This window comes from Sphingobium sp. FG125, assembly GCF_057809795.1.
In genome coordinates, this window is record NZ_JBMDKQ010000009.1 from 20807 (window position 1) to 36071 (window position 15265).

Annotated in this window: 14 protein-coding genes and 1 tRNA gene; 7 read left to right on the top strand and 8 right to left on the bottom strand. The window is 63.0% G+C overall.

Annotated features, from left to right (window positions below; all coding sequences use genetic code 11):
• Positions 1-45: 45 nt before the first annotated feature.
• A complete protein-coding gene (efp, locus tag ACODSR_RS10540; RefSeq protein ID WP_119743854.1) occupies positions 46-609 on the bottom strand; it encodes an elongation factor P in 564 nt (187 codons plus the stop codon).
• 126 nt (positions 610-735) lie between these two features.
• Positions 736-2862, bottom strand: a complete 2127-nt coding sequence (locus ACODSR_RS10545) for a malate synthase G (protein WP_489076241.1) — start codon at positions 2860-2862, stop codon at positions 736-738.
• Positions 2863-3056: 194 nt separating this feature from the next.
• On the opposite strand from ACODSR_RS10545, the gene ACODSR_RS10550 reads away from it, so the two are divergent.
• The 7 genes from ACODSR_RS10550 (at position 3057) to ACODSR_RS10580 (ending at position 10314) form a co-directional block, all read left to right on the top strand.
• Positions 3057-3980 carry a LysR family transcriptional regulator gene (locus ACODSR_RS10550; protein ID WP_489076243.1) on the top strand — a complete coding sequence of 308 codons (924 nt, stop codon included), beginning with the start codon at positions 3057-3059 and terminating at the stop codon, positions 3978-3980.
• 9 nt (positions 3981-3989) lie between these two features.
• A complete protein-coding gene (locus ACODSR_RS10555; protein ID WP_489076245.1) occupies positions 3990-6257 on the top strand; it encodes an NADP-dependent malic enzyme in 2268 nt (755 codons plus the stop codon).
• Between the two features lie 53 nt (positions 6258-6310).
• Positions 6311-6994: a L,D-transpeptidase family protein gene (locus ACODSR_RS10560; RefSeq protein WP_489076247.1), complete on the top strand. Its 684-nt coding sequence runs from the start codon at positions 6311-6313 to the stop codon at positions 6992-6994.
• 610 nt (positions 6995-7604) lie between these two features.
• A complete protein-coding gene (locus ACODSR_RS10565) occupies positions 7605-8045 on the top strand; it encodes a helix-turn-helix domain-containing protein (protein WP_489076249.1) in 441 nt (146 codons plus the stop codon).
• A 256-nt stretch (positions 8046-8301) separates the two neighbouring features.
• Positions 8302-8424 (top strand): hypothetical protein, encoded by a 123-nt coding sequence (locus ACODSR_RS10570; RefSeq protein ID WP_489076251.1) that lies wholly within the window; start codon positions 8302-8304, stop codon positions 8422-8424.
• Positions 8425-8464: 40 nt separating this feature from the next.
• Positions 8465-9604, top strand: a complete 1140-nt coding sequence (locus tag ACODSR_RS10575) for an aspartyl/asparaginyl beta-hydroxylase domain-containing protein (RefSeq protein WP_489076253.1) — start codon at positions 8465-8467, stop codon at positions 9602-9604.
• A gap of 89 nt (positions 9605-9693) precedes the next feature.
• Positions 9694-10314: a YitT family protein gene (locus ACODSR_RS10580; RefSeq protein WP_489076255.1), complete on the top strand. Its 621-nt coding sequence runs from the start codon at positions 9694-9696 to the stop codon at positions 10312-10314.
• Here ACODSR_RS10580 and ACODSR_RS10585 read toward each other — a convergent pair.
• From ACODSR_RS10585 to lon, 6 genes are all read right to left on the bottom strand, one after another.
• Positions 10308-10838 carry a hypothetical protein gene (locus ACODSR_RS10585; protein ID WP_489076257.1) on the bottom strand — a complete coding sequence of 177 codons (531 nt, stop codon included), beginning with the start codon at positions 10836-10838 and terminating at the stop codon, positions 10308-10310. The two genes, ACODSR_RS10580 and ACODSR_RS10585, sit on opposite strands and share 7 nt — an antisense overlap.
• A complete protein-coding gene (gene hisI / locus ACODSR_RS10590; protein WP_489076259.1) occupies positions 10825-11196 on the bottom strand; it encodes a phosphoribosyl-AMP cyclohydrolase in 372 nt (123 codons plus the stop codon). Before hisI ends, ACODSR_RS10585 begins: the two co-directional genes overlap by 14 nt.
• A gap of 90 nt (positions 11197-11286) precedes the next feature.
• A tRNA-His gene (locus ACODSR_RS10595) sits at positions 11287-11363 on the bottom strand.
• A gap of 107 nt (positions 11364-11470) precedes the next feature.
• Positions 11471-12034 (bottom strand): septal ring lytic transglycosylase RlpA family protein, encoded by a 564-nt coding sequence (locus tag ACODSR_RS10600; protein ID WP_489076261.1) that lies wholly within the window; start codon positions 12032-12034, stop codon positions 11471-11473.
• Between the two features lie 196 nt (positions 12035-12230).
• Complete coding sequence (locus ACODSR_RS10605; protein WP_006959670.1) at positions 12231-12503, bottom strand: HU family DNA-binding protein; 273 nt, start codon at positions 12501-12503, stop codon at positions 12231-12233.
• Between the two features lie 182 nt (positions 12504-12685).
• Positions 12686-15082, bottom strand: a complete 2397-nt coding sequence (gene lon, locus ACODSR_RS10610) for an endopeptidase La (RefSeq protein ID WP_489076263.1) — start codon at positions 15080-15082, stop codon at positions 12686-12688.
• Between the last annotated feature and the right edge of the window lie 183 nt (positions 15083-15265).

A 15265-nucleotide genomic window follows, 5' to 3' on the forward strand; every position in this document is an offset into this window, starting at 1 on the left:
CACCCCTTCCCCCTCCCTTGAAAGGGAGGGGCTTATTCAATCGCGTCAGTCCGCGCGCTTCACATATTCGCGGGCATAGACATCGACGACGATGCGCGTACCGCTGACGATATGCGGCGGCACCATGACGCGCACGCCATTGTCCAGGATCGCGGGCTTGTAGCTGGCGGAAGCGGTCTGCCCCTTCACCACGGCGTCGGCTTCCACCACGGTCGCTTCGATCGTGTCGGGCAGCTGCACCGAAATCGGCCGCTCCTCATACATTTCCAGCGTCACTTCCATGCCGTCCTGCAGGAAGTCGGCGGCATCGCCCAGCAATTCCTGCGGCAGATTGATCTGCTCATAGGTTTCCTGATCCATGAAAACGAGCATGTCGCCTTCGGCATAGAGATATTGGAAATCCTTGGTATCGAGCCGGATGCGCTCGACGCTCTCGGCGGAGCGGAAGCGGACATTATTCTTGCGGCCGTCGATCAGGTTTTTCAGTTCCACCTGCATATAGGCGCCGCCCTTGCCGGGCTGGGTGTGCTGAATCTTGACAGCGCGCCACAGGCCGCCCTCATATTCGATATTATTGCCGGGACGAATGTCCACGCCGCTGATCTTCATGGGAAGAGCCTGCCTGTATGTCTGTGGTGAAAAGAGCCGCGCCTTCGTAAAAAGGCTGGGCGGGCCAATACAGACTGACGGGCCGCAGGGCAAGAGGGGCGTCAACGTGGCGCCCCTCCCCCCCCTTTAAGCCATTTCAAGCGCCGCCTGCGCCTTGGCCCGCGCGCGCCAGGCGTGCAGCAGCGGCTCGGTATAGCCATTGGGCTGTTCAACGCCCTCGAACACCAGCGCCCGCGCCGCCTGAAAGGCCAGGCTCTCCGCCTCCCGCCCGCTCATCGGCTGATAGAGCGGGTCGCCCGCATTTTGCGCATCGACCTTCGCCGCCATCCGCATGAGAGCCGCATCAACCTGTTCCCCCGTGCAGACGCCATGCAACAGCCAGTTGGCCATATGCTGCGAAGAAATCCGCAACGTCGCGCGATCCTCCATCAGGCCGATGTCGTGAATGTCGGGAACCTTGGAACAGCCGACCCCCTGGTCAATCCAGCGGACGACATAGCCCAACATGCCCTGCGCATTATTGTCCAGTTCCTGGGCAATCTCCTCCTCCGACCAGTTGCGCCCGGTCGCGACGGGAATCGCCAGCAGCCGGTCGAGCGAGGCGATGCCCTCAGCCTTGCGTTCTTCCTGCCGCGCAAAAACGTCGATCCGGTGATAATGGGTCGCGTGCAGCGTCGCGGCGGTCGGCGAAGGCACCCAGGCCGTGTTCGCCCCCGTCCGGGGATGCCCGGCCTTCTGCTCCAGCATGTCGGCCATGCGATCAGGTGCGGCCCACATGCCCTTGCCGATCTGCGCCCGCCCCGACAGCCCGCAGGCCAGGCCGATCTGCACGTTGCGATCCTCATAGGCGGCGATCCAGTCGCTGCTCTTCATCTCGCCCTTGCGGATCATCGGCCCGGCCTGCATCGACGTGTGCATCTCGTCCCCGGTGCGATCGAGGAAGCCGGTGTTGATGAAGACGATCCGGTCGCGGACGGCATGGATGCAGGCGGCCAGGTTCGCCGACGTGCGCCGTTCCTCGTCCATGACGCCGACCTTGATCGTGTTGTGAGCCATGCCCAGCATATCCTCGATCGCATCGAACAGAGCGTTGGTGAAGGCCGCCTCCTCCGGCCCGTGCATCTTGGGCTTGACGATATAGACGCTACCCGCCCGGCTGTTGCCGCCCTCCCGCGCCAGATCATGCATGGCGATCAGGCTGGTGACGATGCCGTCCAATATGCCTTCTGGCGCTTCGCTGCCGTCCGCCAGCAGGATCGCAGGCGTCGTCATCAGATGGCCGACATTGCGGACGAACAACAGGCTGCGCCCCGGCTGGGTGAAGCTGCCACCGTCCGGCGCTGTGTAGGCACGGTCCGGGTTCAGCGCGCGGGTCATCATCGCGCCGCCCTTCTCGAACGTGTCGGTCAGGTCGCCCTTCATCAGTCCCAGCCAGTTGGCATAGGCGGCGACCTTGTCCTGCGCATCGACCGCGGCGATCGAATCTTCCAGATCGCAGATCGCGGTCAGCGCCGACTCCAATATGACGTCGGCTATGCCCGCCGGATCGGTCGCGCCGATGGGATGGGCACTGTCGAAAACAACCTCGATGTGCAGGCCATTATGGCGGAACAAACGCCCCTTGGCGCTCCGCCCCAGATATTGCGCCGGGTTGGCAAGGATAATCTCCTCACCCGCCAGATCAGCCCAACGGCCATTGGCCAGCGGAATAGCCTCGTCCAGAAATGCCTTGGCCCAGGCGATAACCTGCGCCCCGCGCGCGGCATCATAGCCCTTCCCCGCCGCCGCGCCGGGAATCGCATCCGTCCCGTACAGCGCATCATAAAGACTGCCCCAGCGCGCATTGGCCGCGTTCAGCAGGAAGCGGGCGTTGAGAATGGGAACGACCAGCTGCGGCCCGGCCAACCGCGCAACCTCATCATCGACATTCTCGCTGCCGATGGTGAAGGGGGCGGGTTCGGCGACCAGATAGCCAATATCCCGCAAAAACGCCTGATAGGCGGCGGCATCATGTGGCTGCCCGGCGCGCTGCTCGTGCCAGCTGTCGATCTGCGCCTGCATCGTATCGCGCTTGCGCAGCAAGGCGATATTGTCGGGCGTAAAGCGCGCGAAAATATCCGCCGCTCCGGCCCAGAAAGCGTCGGGCGCGATACCCGTGCCGGGCAAAGCCTGACTGTCGATAAAATCGGCGAGCGATGCTGCGACCTGAAGGCCAGCCTTGTCGATCAGAGGTTCGATCATGCGTTCGGTCATCACTTTGCTCCAAAATTCCTCCGTCATTCCCGCGAAGGCGGGAATCCATCTCCAGCCATATCCCTTATCGTGGGGTTGGGAGATGGATCCCCGCCTTCGCGGGGATGACATATTCTTCACACAGCAATACCCCATTCCCATTATGTCGTATATTCACTATTATACGAACATAGTCTTTCCCATGGTGAATGAATATGATGGACCCGGACCATGAACTTTTCACGACCATAGTGGATGAAGGCGGCCTCGCCGCTGCGGGCCGCCGCCTGCATATTTCGCCCGCGATGATGTCCAAGCGCCTCGCCCGGCTGGAGGAGCGGCTGGGCGCGCGGCTGATCCACCGCACCACCCGCCGCCTCGCCCTCACACCGGCTGGTGAGCGGCTCCACACCGACCTGCGCACCATATTGGCCGCGCTGGATGAGGCCGAACGGCGCGTGTCGGGCGTGTCCGCCGTCGCCGCCGGGCCGCTGCGGATCACCGCCCCAACATCCTTTGGTCGCCTCCACCTCGCGCCCTGCCTCCCCCGCTTTCTCGACGATCACCCCCGTGTCGACCTGACGCTCAACCTGTCCGATGATTTCGCCGACCTGATCGAGGCGCGCGCCGACCTTGCCATCCGCATCACTGCCGATCCTGGCCCAACGCTCACCGCCCGTCGTCTCGCCACCAACCGCCGTATCCTGTGCGCTGCGCCCGCCTATCTCGACCGCTTCGGCACGCCCCGGCGCATCGCCGATCTCAAGACCCACCGCCTGCTCGCCGCCGACGGCCAGATGCCCTGGCGGCTGGTCGGGCCAAAGGGGCCGGTCATGGTGGAAGGGCGCAGCCATGTCCGCACCAACAGCAGCGAAGTCGTCCGCGAAATCGCGCTGGCAGGCTGCGGCATCGCGCTACGATCCTTGTGGGACATTAGCGAAGCCCTGGCGCGCGGCGAAGTTCGGCAGATTTTGCCGGATTTTGAGGGGTCAGCCGATGTCGGCCTGTTCGCGGTGCAACTGCCGCAGCATAATCCGCCGGTCGCCATCACCGCCTTTGTCGATTTTCTTGTCCAACTCTATGCGCCTGCCCCACCCTGGGAGCGCTCGGCCATTGCCCCCGGCGCGCCGCGCCTCTAAGGGCATCGCATGGACGATAATACCCGCCGCGCCGCCCTTGACTATCACCGCTTTCCCCGGCCCGGAAAGCTGCGCATCGAACCGACCAAGCGAATGGTCAACCAGCGCGATCTGGCGCTGGCCTATTCGCCCGGTGTCGCCGCGCCCTGCATGGAGATTGCTGCCGATCCCGACAAGGCGCTCGATTACACCGCACGCGGCAATCTGGTCGCGGTCATCACCAACGGCACCGCCGTCCTTGGCCTCGGCGCGATCGGCGCGCTGGCGTCCAAGCCGGTGATGGAGGGCAAGGCGGTCCTCTTCAAAAAATTCGCCGACATCGACGTGTTCGACATTGAAATCGACACGACCGACGCGGACAAATTCGTTGAAGCCGTCGCGCTGATGGAGCCGACCTTCGGCGGCATCAACCTTGAGGATATCAAGGCCCCGGACTGCTTCGCGATCGAGGCGCGGTTGAAGGAACGGATGAACATTCCGGTCTTTCATGACGATCAGCATGGCACCGCCATCGTCGTCGCCGCCGCCGTGCGCAACGCGCTGGTGTTGCAGGGCAAGACGCTGGCTGATGCCAAGCTGGTGACATCGGGCGCTGGCGCCGCAGCGCTGGCCTGCGTCGATCTGCTCGTATCGATGGGCCTGCCGGTCGATAATGTGACGATGACCGACAAGGATGGCGTCATCCATTCAGGCCGCGAAGGGATGCTGCCCAACATGGCGCGCTATGCCCGCGTCACCAATGCCCGCACCCTGCCCGACGTGCTGCCCGGCGCCAACCTGTTCCTCGGCCTCTCCGCGCCAGGCGTGTTGAAGCCCGAATGGTTGCCGCTGATGGCTCCCAACCCGCTGATCTTCGCGCTGGCCAACCCGGAACCCGAAATCCGCCCCGAAGCCGCGCGCGAAGTCCGCCCCGACGCCATCATTGCGACGGGTCGTTCGGACTATCCCAATCAGGTCAATAATGTCCTGTGCTTCCCCTATATCTTCCGCGGCGCACTGGACGTTGGCGCGACCCAGATCAACGAAGCGATGAAGGCCGCCGCCGCCGAAGCCATTGCCGGCCTCGCCCGCCTGCCCGCGCATGACAGCGTGGCGCAGGCCTATGGCGGCCAGAAGCTAGTGTTCGGCCCGGACTATATCATTCCCACCCCGTTCGACCCGCGCCTGATTGCGGAAATCGCCCCTGCCGTGGCGAAGGCGGCGATGGACAGCGGCGTTGCCCGCCGTCCGATCGACCTGGAAGAGTATAGACGCAGCCTGTCGCGCCAGAACGCCCGCTCCGGCCAGCTGATGATGCCGGTGTTCGAGGCCGCCCGCGGCGGCAACCGCCGCATCGCGTACGGGGAAGGCGAGGATGAGCGCGTCCTGCGCGCCATTCAGGATGCGCTGGACGAAGGCATTGTCCGCCCCGTCATCGTCGCGCGTCGCCGCATCCTCAATCAGAAGCTGCCGGACCTTGGCCTGCGTTTCCAGCTGGACCGCGATGTCGAAGTGATCGACCCCGAAACCGATCATCTGGTCATGGGCGAGCTGGTCGAAGCCTATCGCGCCGTCGCATCGCGCCGGGGCGTGCCCGCTGCCGAAGTCATCCGCCATGTCTATCGCCGCCCGACCGTGACCGCCGCCATGCTGCTGCGCACGGGCCGGGTCGATGCCGCGCTGGTCGGTGGCAACAGCGAATATTGGGGCCAGGTCGAACATGTGCTGCGCATCATCGACCGGGTGCCGGGCCAGAGCCGCGTCTATGCGCTGTCGGGCCTGATCCTGGACGCGGGCGCTTTGTTCATCACCGACACCCATATGGTGCCCGATCCGACGCCCGCACAAATTGCCGAAATGACCTTGCTGGCCGCCACCGAATTGCTCAATTTCGGCCTGACGCCCCGCGCGGCCCTGCTGTCCCACTCCAATTTCGGCGCATCGCACAGCAACAGCGCGCGCAAGATGCGATCAGCACTCAAGCTGGTGCGCGAAGCTGCGCCCGAATTGATGGTCGATGGCGAAATGCACGCCGACGCGGCGCTCAGCCAGTCGTTGCGTGAGCGGCTCATCCCCGATTCGCGTTTTGAAGGCCCGGCCAATTTGCTGGTCATGCCCAATCTGGACGCCGCCAACATCACCCTGACGGCGCTCTCCGCCTCCTCCAGTTCGCCCACGGTCGGGCCGATGCTGATGGGCCTTAAACAGCCCATCCATGTGCTGACGCCCGGCGTCACGTCACGCGGCATCCTCAACCTCACCGCCATCGCCGCAGCAGAAGTCGCGCGCGAAGGCTGAGCTTAACCTTTTGGCGCTATGCTTGCGCCCACTGGACATAAGCGAGGACGGACATGGCAGGATTGCTCAAGGCGCTGGCGAAAAGCGCCGGACCCAAGCTGGCGATCGGCGCAGCGCTGGCGGGAGTCGGCCTGCTGGTCACCAACTGGATCGACCGGCCCGCCGCCGAGGAAACGGCCCCTGTCACCCCGCTTGCCGCCGCGCCTGCGCCTGCGCCAGCAAAGCCGGTCGAACGCAGCAGCGATCAGGGCATGGCGGTCGATCCCGCCGCGCTGCGGGTCAAGCGCGTGCTGAAGATCGACGGACCGTTCCGCCATGGCGACTTTGCCTGGGACGAAAATGGCGCACCCGCGACCGGCCCGGTCATCATCACTGTCGATCTGCGCGCGCAAACCCTGTCCGTATTCCGCGCCGGGTATGAGATTGGCGCAGCGGTCATCCTCTATGGCGCGACCGACAAGCCCAGCCCGCTGGGTGCCTTCCCGATCATGGCCAAACATGCCGACTATTATTCGCGCACCTATGACAATGCCCCCATGCCCTTCGCCCAGCGCCTGACCAACGACGGCGTATTCATCCATGGCAGCGACGTCCAATGGGGCCGCGGCACCCATGGCTGCATCGGCGTGCCGAAGGAATTTGCCCAAAAACTGTTCGGTGTCACGAAACCGGGCGACGTCGTCATCATCACCAACGGCAAGATGCTGGACGTCAGCAAGGCGCAGGTCGGCGCGTGAGCTGATCGGCAAAATGCGGATTCTCCTGTCCCGCTATCGGAACAGAAAATAATAGCCGCCGAAGAAAATGGCGCCCCAAAGTATCCCGGATATCAGGGACGCTATAAGAATCGCTTGTGCGAAGCGTTCCCCTTCTGTTGAAGCGCGAACCCTGGCACGCGCTCGCCGCCGCCATTCTCCGACCAGGCCAGACCAGCACAGCATCCATAGAGCGCCTACGGCTTCAACAGCGGCGTTCGCCAATATTATCAAGCGATTTTCCGATGATCGATCACCGTGCTCACCCATATTCCACCTCGGCTAACTCAGTCGCTGGTCGAAAAGCCAAGAGGTGATCGAGGTTATTGCCGGATCGATAAAATCCGCTATTATTACCGGGTTATGGTCGTTCTGCTGACGCACCTGCGCAGTCTGGAAAACATGCAGAACGCAGTAATCCACAACCCCTGATAAATATGCCTGAATAAGCCGGAGGCTCAATCAATTTGCCGCAACAGACCCGTTCTTCTTACCTCATGCCCAAAGGACAAAACCATGCCAGCAACGGCAATGGTACACATCCCGATATCGGAACATTAGTGCCATGATCGGAACAAGGCAATCCCGTAATGTGAGAGATGAGAAGAAACTTGCATTTTCCGAACGTTTATCAAATCTGATCAATCGTTTAGAGCTAAACGATGCAGAGCTTTCGCGCCGCAGTGGATTGCCTAAAAATACGATTAGTCGTTATCGCAACGCCGAATCGCTGCCTGATGCCAATCATCTTTTCGCTGTAGCGCGTGCTCTGGACGTAAATCCCGAATGGCTTATTACAGGTAAAGGAACCCCCGTACGCTCAGGCGAGGAACTGGTTGGCAGTGAGCAAAAGAAGCTCATCGACCTTTTCAATTCGCTTGATGACGGTGCGCGCGTTTTTCTTATGGATGTCGCCGCTTTTCTTTGGTCACGTCCTGCCCGTCAGGCGGACATGCTTAAACAGACGACATCATTCCACGATCGCAACCTCAATCAGTTCAACGCAGAGAACGAACCCGAAGATCCGTTTTGATGGGTTATCGCTAAAAGCAGCCAATCCTTTGTTTATGCGCAAGATTGTCAATCGCGAGTAGTCCGAACATCGGCAATGGGCAGGCCGGGGTCAAAGCCAAGGCATCCTCCCCTTGCAGGGGAAGATGAGGTGGGCAACCTCCATTTGATCTGAATTGCACCGGATGATGATACACGTCCAATCAAATCACCACCCACCATTAACTCGCTTCGTCATGCGAAACATTTGCGCTGTTCACCCTTTATTGCGTTACAGCATGGAACTGACCGTGGGCGGCACCGGCAGCGCGGCGCTGGCGCTGGGTGGCCTTGGCATCTTCCTCCTGTCGATCATGCTGGAACGGCGCACCGGTCGGCTCATCGCCGTCCCCTGCGAATAAGCCGCTTTCGCCTCGCCCCGCCGCCGTTTAAGGCGGGCTGATGACCGATCAGGCAAGAGAGAGCGCGCTGCAAGAGGCGGCCATCGCGGCGTTGCGGCGCGGGGAAGCCGCCGTTGCACGCGCGGCATTGAACGACATGGCCGCCCCACCGCCCATGCTGCTGGCGCAGGCCTGCAACCGCACCGGCGACTGGGACGGGGAGGCCGCCGCGCTCCAGCTTATATTGCGCGATCAGCCGCGTGACCTGCCCGCCCTGCTGGCGATGGGGCAGAACGCCCTGCGACGCGGCGATGAGCGCGAAGCGACCCGCTGGTGCCGCGCTGCCGTGGCGCAGGCCGCCGCGACCGGCGCGCCGCCCCAACTCCAGCCGATGCTGCTCCAGGCGCAGGCCATCCTGAACAACGCCAGCACCCGGTTTGAGGATCATCTGAGCGCCGCCATCAGCGACCTGCCCCCCTTGCCCCGCATCACGCACGCGACCGACCTGCTGCTGGGCAAGAGCCAGCTCTATCTCCAGCAACCCAGCATGTTCTATTTCCCCGGCCTGCCCCAGCGCGCCTTTTACGAGCGCGGCGAGTTCGACTGGGTCGCACCGATAGAGGCGATGACCGGCGAGATCGTGGCGGAATTGAACACGGTGCGGGATGGCGCGCCAGACTTTGCGCCCTATGTCGAAACCCCGTCCAACGGACCCGCCCCCAACAACCCGCTGCGCGACGACCCCAGCTGGGGCGCCTATTATTTCTGGCACGGCGGCAAGCCTGTCACCGACCATGCTGCCCGCTGCCCCGCCGTCATGGCCGCGCTGGACCTTGCGCCGATGCCGGTCATCACCAGCCGCTCGCCCATGGCACTCTGGTCGCTGCTCAAGCCCGGCACCCATATCCAGCCGCACCACGGCCTGCTCAACACCCGGCTGATCTGCCACCTGCCCCTGCTCGTTCCCGAAGGCTGCGCCCTGCGTGTCGGCGCGGAAACCCGCGCCTGGCGGCCTGGCGAAATGCTGATCTTCGACGACAGCGTGGAACATGAAGCCTGGAACCGCGGCACTGACACCCGCGTCGTCCTGCTGTTCGAAGTCTGGCGTCCCGAAATCAGCCCCGAAGAACGCGAAGCGCTGACCCGACTGTTCGAGGCGATCGACCAATTCGGCCCGGCCCAGATCGACACCGGCGGTTAAAGCCGGGGCTTTGCAGCACGCTGCGACGCAGCTATCACCAGCGCAAGAGGGAGAGGATGACCGGGGCATAACCCTGTAACGGACATCCCATGCCCCCTGCCTCTGCGACTCTCCCGCCCCGCCCGCACAATCTGGCCGAAGATGGCTATGCCATTGCCATTGGGTGCGCATTCATCGCCATGGGGCTGATGCTGCTCAAGGCCGCCAATCTGGTGACCGGCGGCATGGCGGGGATCGCGCTGCTGCTCTCCTATCTGGTCCCCTATCCGCCTGCGACCCTGTTCCTGCTGATCAACATCCCCTTCTTCCTCTTTGCCGGGCGCGCGATGGGGGTGGCCTTCGGTCTCAAGACTTTGTTCGCCAATCTGGCGATCATGGCGATGGGGCTGATGATGCCATCGGCGCTGCATCTGGCGCAGGTCAGCCCGCTCTTCGCCGCGCTGTTCGGCGGCTCGATCATCGGCTTTGGCATCCTTGCCATCGCCCGCCATGGTGCAGGTGTCGGCGGCCTCGGCGTCATCGCCCTGCTGCTCCAGAAACGGCGGGGATGGAACGCCGGACGAACCCAGATGCTGGGCGACGCGCTGATCCTGTGCGCCTCGCTCCCCTTGCTCAGCCTCGACCGCTTCGCCCTCTCGATCCTCTCAGCCGCCGCCATCAACGCGGTGCTGATCGTCAACCACCGGCCGGGCCGCTATATCGGTTATTGAGGCTCACACAGCGGATCACCGCCCCGATCACGCGCACGCAACGCGCTGGCCGCATCATTGGCAATGCGCGGAAAGCTGACCCCCTCCAGCGTGCCGCGCCCCTCGCACAGGTCCGCGCAGGCCATATCAACCACGCCGGGCAGCGCCACCTGGTCGCCATCATATTGCGCCACGACGATGCAGCGGTCACCACCGGAAAAGCTCAGGACCAGCTTGTCGCCGGTGCGGCGTGCCTGACCCTGCCCCCGGCAGCTTTGCTCCTCGCCGAAATTGGCTTCCAGCCCGAACCGCAGCGCGCCGCCCTTGCCGGGGATGACGCACAGCGCGTCGCGCCCGGCCTCGTGATCGCGCTGGAACAACCCGACCGGGGAAATCTTCGCCGCGTCGGCAATCGCCCCGCTGGCGATCGCCGCCTGCTCCAGACCCGACGCCGCGACGCCGCCCGTCACCGGTCCCGCATCGCTGGCCGGTTCCCGCTGACACGCCGCCAGCAACAATAGCAGGACAGCGCTAGTCCGCCGCATCGACCGCCATAAGCCCGTCCGCCCCGACCCGGCGAAAGAAACAGGATCGCGCACCCGTATGGCAGGTCGGCCCGGCCGGCACCGCCTTCACCCAAACCGCGTCCTGATCGCAATCGATCCGAATATCGCGGACCTCCAGCATATGCCCGGACGTCTCGCCCTTCTTCCACAACGCCTTGCGGCTGCGCGACCAGAAATGGGCAAGCCCCGTCTCGACCGTCAGCGCCAGCGCCTGCGCATTCATATGCGCCACCATCAACACGTCGCCGCTGGCCACGTCAGTGACCACAGCGGTGATCAGGCCATGGTCGTCATATTTGGGATTAAGGGTCAGCCCTGTGTCGCGCGCATCGGTCATGCCGGGGCTATAGAGCGCAATCGCGATGCTGCGAAGCCCCTTCCCGCCTGCCCGGCGAATATGCCGGGATCAGGCCAGGAAAAGCGAAAATGGGGCGATCGAGGGGTCTTGAACCCCCGACCTCCGGTACCACAAACCGGCGCTCTAACCAACTGAGCTACGATCGCCACAGCACTTACCGTGGGGCACTTGGCCCCGCGAGAAGTGGGCACATATGCGGCGGATAACCGGGCGTCAAGCAGGCAATTGCGCCCGGTGCCATCTTTCGCCGGGGTTACAGCCCCGCCGCCTTCATCTGCGCGCGCAGCTTTACCAATGTCCGCTCCGGCACCCTCGGCCGCTCATCCGCCGCCTTGCCCTTGCGCAACCGCTCGCGCACCTTCTCCGGTGGATTGACCACCCGCACCCGCACCGCGACCTGCCCCTGCGCCCGCATTCCCAGTTGCTCCGCCGCGCCGCGCGACAGGTCGATCACCCGCCCCTTGCCCGCAAACGGCCCACGATCATTGACCCGCACGACGATGGTGCGCCCGCTGTCCAGCGCCGTGACCTCGACATAGCTGGGCAGCGGCAGGCTGGTATGCGCCGCCGTCACCCAGTCGGGCCGGAAACGCTCGCCATTGGCAGTACGGTTGCCCGATTCCGATCCGTACCAGCTGGCATAACCCAGCATATCATAGCGCGGATCGGCGGCAGGCACATAGGTGACGCCGCGCACCGTGTAAGGCGGGCCAATCCTGACCGGCACATCGCGCACCGGGCGATAATCGCCGCCTGCACACGCCGACAGGGCCAGTGCCAGACCCAGCGCGCCCGCGCTCCCCCATCTACCTTTCATTCCACCCCCGACACGCAACATCGCCCTACCAAAAGAAAAGGGGCGAAAGCTGCATCAGCCTTCACCCCCTTGCCCAGACATACATGCGCGCCTGGGGCTGTCCCCTGTGGCAACGCTACTCTCCTAATCACTTTCCGGCCGCGACACCGGTTGTGGTCAGACGTGAGCGCTCACCCAATGGCAAGCGCCCGGACCGTCAGTTGACCGAATCCTTGAGGCCCTTGCCGGCCTTGAACTTGGGCTGGGCCGAAGCCTTGATCGTCATCGTCTCGCCGGTGCGCGGGTTGCGACCGGTCGAAGCCTTGCGCTGCGAAACGGAAAAAGTACCAAAACCAACCAGGCGCACTTCATCGCCCTTCTTCAACGCGCCAGTGATGGCGTCGAATACACCTTCGACGGCCTTGCTGGCGTCGCTTTTGCTGAGACCGCTGCTGTCGGCGACAGCGCTGATAAGATCCTGCTTGTTCATGCCTTGGGAACCCCCTTGTGCTATTTGGTTGTATAGGAATCGCGGCGTAGGCGGCGCAATAAGGCGCAGCTTCCAGCGCCTGTCAAAGGGAAAGCGACGAAGCCACCAGCTTCGATGCAATTTTGCGCCATCAGGTGCAAAATGCCGTAAAACCGGCTGTTATCAGCCGCTTTCCCCTTCAATCAATGCCGCAGTGCAGCATCTCCGTCCCTCGTCGGCCCGTTGCTCGGCTGCGCGGCGAGGTCATCCTCCTCGGTCCAGGCGATCGCTTCGGGCAGCGAAACCAGCGCGCGCGCCAGCACCTCATCGACATGCGACACCGGCACGATTTCCAGTCCGTCACGAATGTTGGCCGGAATTTCCGCTAGGTCTTTCTCATTTTCCTGCGGGATCAGCACCGTCTTGATGCCGCCGCGCAACGCCGCCAGCAGCTTCTCTTTCAGGCCACCAATCGGCAGCACCCGGCCACGCAACGTGACCTCGCCAGTCATCGCCACATCCTTGTGAACGGGGATACCGGTCAGGGTGGAAACGATGCAGGTAACCATGCCGATACCCGCCGACGGACCATCTTTGGGCACCGCCCCTTCGGGTAGATGGATGTGGATGTCCTTGCGATTGAACAGGCTGGGCTTGATGCCATAGCCGGGCGACCGCGCGCGGACGTAAGAAAACGCCGCCTGGATCGATTCGTTCATCACTTCGCCGAGCTTGCCGGTGGTTTTGATCATGCCCTTGCCCGGCACGGTCACCGCCTCGATCGTCAGCAATTCGCCGCCAACTTCGGTCCAGGCCAGACCCGTCACCGCGCCGATCTGATGCTCATCCTCACCCACGCCATGGCGGAACTTACGCACCCCGGCATAGTCGGCCAGATTGTCCGGCGTAATCACGACGGTTGCATAGACGCCTTCGAGGATCTTGCGCAGCGCCTTGCGGGCGAGGCGCGCAATCTCGCGCTCCAGCGTGCGGACACCGGCTTCGCGGGTATAGTAACGAATAAGGTCGCGCACGGCCTCTTCCGTCACCACAAATTCGCCGTCTTTCAGGCCATGGGCGTCGATCTGCTTGGCGATCAGGTGGCGCTGCGCGATCTCGACCTTCTCATCCTCGGTATAGCCTTCCAGCCGGATGATCTCCATCCGGTCAAGCAAAGCCTGCGGCAAATTCAGCGAGTTGGCCGTCGTCACGAACATGATGTCCGAAAGATCGACGTCGATCTCCAGATAATGGTCCTGAAACTTGTTATTCTGTTCCGGGTCCAGCACCTCCAGCAGCGCCGACGCGGGATCACCCCGGAAATCCTGACCCAGCTTGTCGATCTCGTCGAGCAGGAACAGCGGGTTCATCGTCCCGGCTTTTTTAAGGTTGGTGACGATCTTGCCCGGCAGCGACCCGATATAGGTCCGCCTGTGGCCGCGAATCTCGGCCTCATCGCGCACGCCGCCCAGCGACTGGCGCACGAATTCACGCCCCGTCGCCTTGGCGATCGAACGGCCCAGCGACGTCTTGCCCACGCCCGGCGGGCCGACGAGACACAGGATCGGCCCCTTCAGCTTGTTGGTGCGCGCCTGCACGGCCAGATATTCGATGATCCGGTCCTTGACCTTGTCGAGCGCGAAATGATCCTCATCCAGCACATCCTGCGCGCGCTTGAGGTCATTCTTGACCTTGCCCTTCTTGCCCCAGGGCAGACCCAGCAGTACGTCCAGATAATTGCGCACCACTGTCGCTTCAGCCGACATGGGCTGCATACCTTTAAGCTTTTTCAGCTCGGCGGTCGCCTTGGCGCGCGCTTCTTTGCTCAGCTTGGTCTTGGCGATCTTCTCGGTCAGTTCGGCAAGCTCGTCGCCTTCCTCACCCTCGCCATTGCCCAGCTCACGCTGAATCGCTTTGAGCTGCTCGTTCAGATAATATTCGCGCTGCGTCTTTTCCATCTGGCGCTTCACACGGCCACGGATCTTCTTTTCGACCTGCATGACGCCCAGTTCGCCCTCCATGAAGGCGAACACCATCTCCAGCCGCTTGACCGGATCGGCCTCGACCAGCAGCGACTGCTTGTCGGATACCTTGACGTTGATGTTGGCGGAGATCGCGTCGGCCAGCCGCCCGGCATCCTCAATCTCGCGCAGCTGCACCGGCGTTTCGGCGGGCAGCTTCTTGTTGAGCTTGGCGTAATTTTCAAACTGTTCGGCCACCGACCGCATCAGCGCGGCGGCTTCCGGTCCCTCGGCAACGATATCCTCTACCGTCTCGACGTCCGAAACCAGATAGCCATCCTTGCTGTCCATCGTCTGCAAACGCGCGCGATGCTTGCCCTCTACCAACACCCGCACGGTGCCGTCGGGCAGCTTGAGCAGTTGCAACACGATGGCGACGACGCCCGTGTCATACAGCGAATCGCGGCCCGGATCATCCTCGGCCGGGTCGAGCTGCGACACGAGGAAGATTTCCTTGGAACCTTCCATCGCCGCTTCCAGTGCGGCAACACTCTTGTCACGACCAACGAAGAGCGGGACGATCATCTGCGGAAAGACGACAATGTCACGCAGCGGCAGAAGGGGATATTGCACGGTCATTCACTCTCCGGGGCCAAAAGACGCGGCCCTGTCCTACGGTTCATCGCCTTTATGGGGATGCCCGTCGCACCAATCAATCGTCACTTGTCATAATGCCGCAACGATGAACCGGGGGTTATCGGGATTTTGGGGTCAGAAGCTGCCCTTCATCCCATCGAAACGGCTATCATGGTTAGCTAACCC

Excerpts from the sequence above, each read along its gene's own strand:
- ACODSR_RS10580 (WP_489076255.1), top strand. The coding sequence starts at position 9,694 with ATGCCCCCTGCCTCTGCGACTCTCCCGCCCCGCCCGCACAATCTGGCC.
- ACODSR_RS10575 (WP_489076253.1), top strand. The coding sequence starts at position 8,465 with ATGACCGATCAGGCAAGAGAGAGCGCGCTGCAAGAGGCGGCCATCGCG.
- ACODSR_RS10550 (WP_489076243.1), top strand. The coding sequence starts at position 3,057 with ATGATGGACCCGGACCATGAACTTTTCACGACCATAGTGGATGAAGGC.
- lon (WP_489076263.1), bottom strand. The coding sequence starts at position 15,082 with ATGACCGTGCAATATCCCCTTCTGCCGCTGCGTGACATTGTCGTCTTT.
- ACODSR_RS10545 (WP_489076241.1), bottom strand. The coding sequence starts at position 2,862 with ATGACCGAACGCATGATCGAACCTCTGATCGACAAGGCTGGCCTTCAG.
- ACODSR_RS10570 (WP_489076251.1), top strand. The coding sequence starts at position 8,302 with ATGGAACTGACCGTGGGCGGCACCGGCAGCGCGGCGCTGGCGCTGGGT.
- ACODSR_RS10555 (WP_489076245.1), top strand. The coding sequence starts at position 3,990 with ATGGACGATAATACCCGCCGCGCCGCCCTTGACTATCACCGCTTTCCC.
- ACODSR_RS10560 (WP_489076247.1), top strand. The coding sequence starts at position 6,311 with ATGGCAGGATTGCTCAAGGCGCTGGCGAAAAGCGCCGGACCCAAGCTG.
- ACODSR_RS10605 (WP_006959670.1), bottom strand. The coding sequence starts at position 12,503 with ATGAACAAGCAGGATCTTATCAGCGCTGTCGCCGACAGCAGCGGTCTC.
- efp (WP_119743854.1), bottom strand. The coding sequence starts at position 609 with ATGAAGATCAGCGGCGTGGACATTCGTCCCGGCAATAATATCGAATAT.
- ACODSR_RS10585 (WP_489076257.1), bottom strand. The coding sequence starts at position 10,838 with ATGCGGCGGACTAGCGCTGTCCTGCTATTGTTGCTGGCGGCGTGTCAG.
- ACODSR_RS10600 (WP_489076261.1), bottom strand. The coding sequence starts at position 12,034 with ATGAAAGGTAGATGGGGGAGCGCGGGCGCGCTGGGTCTGGCACTGGCC.
- hisI (WP_489076259.1), bottom strand. The coding sequence starts at position 11,196 with ATGACCGATGCGCGCGACACAGGGCTGACCCTTAATCCCAAATATGAC.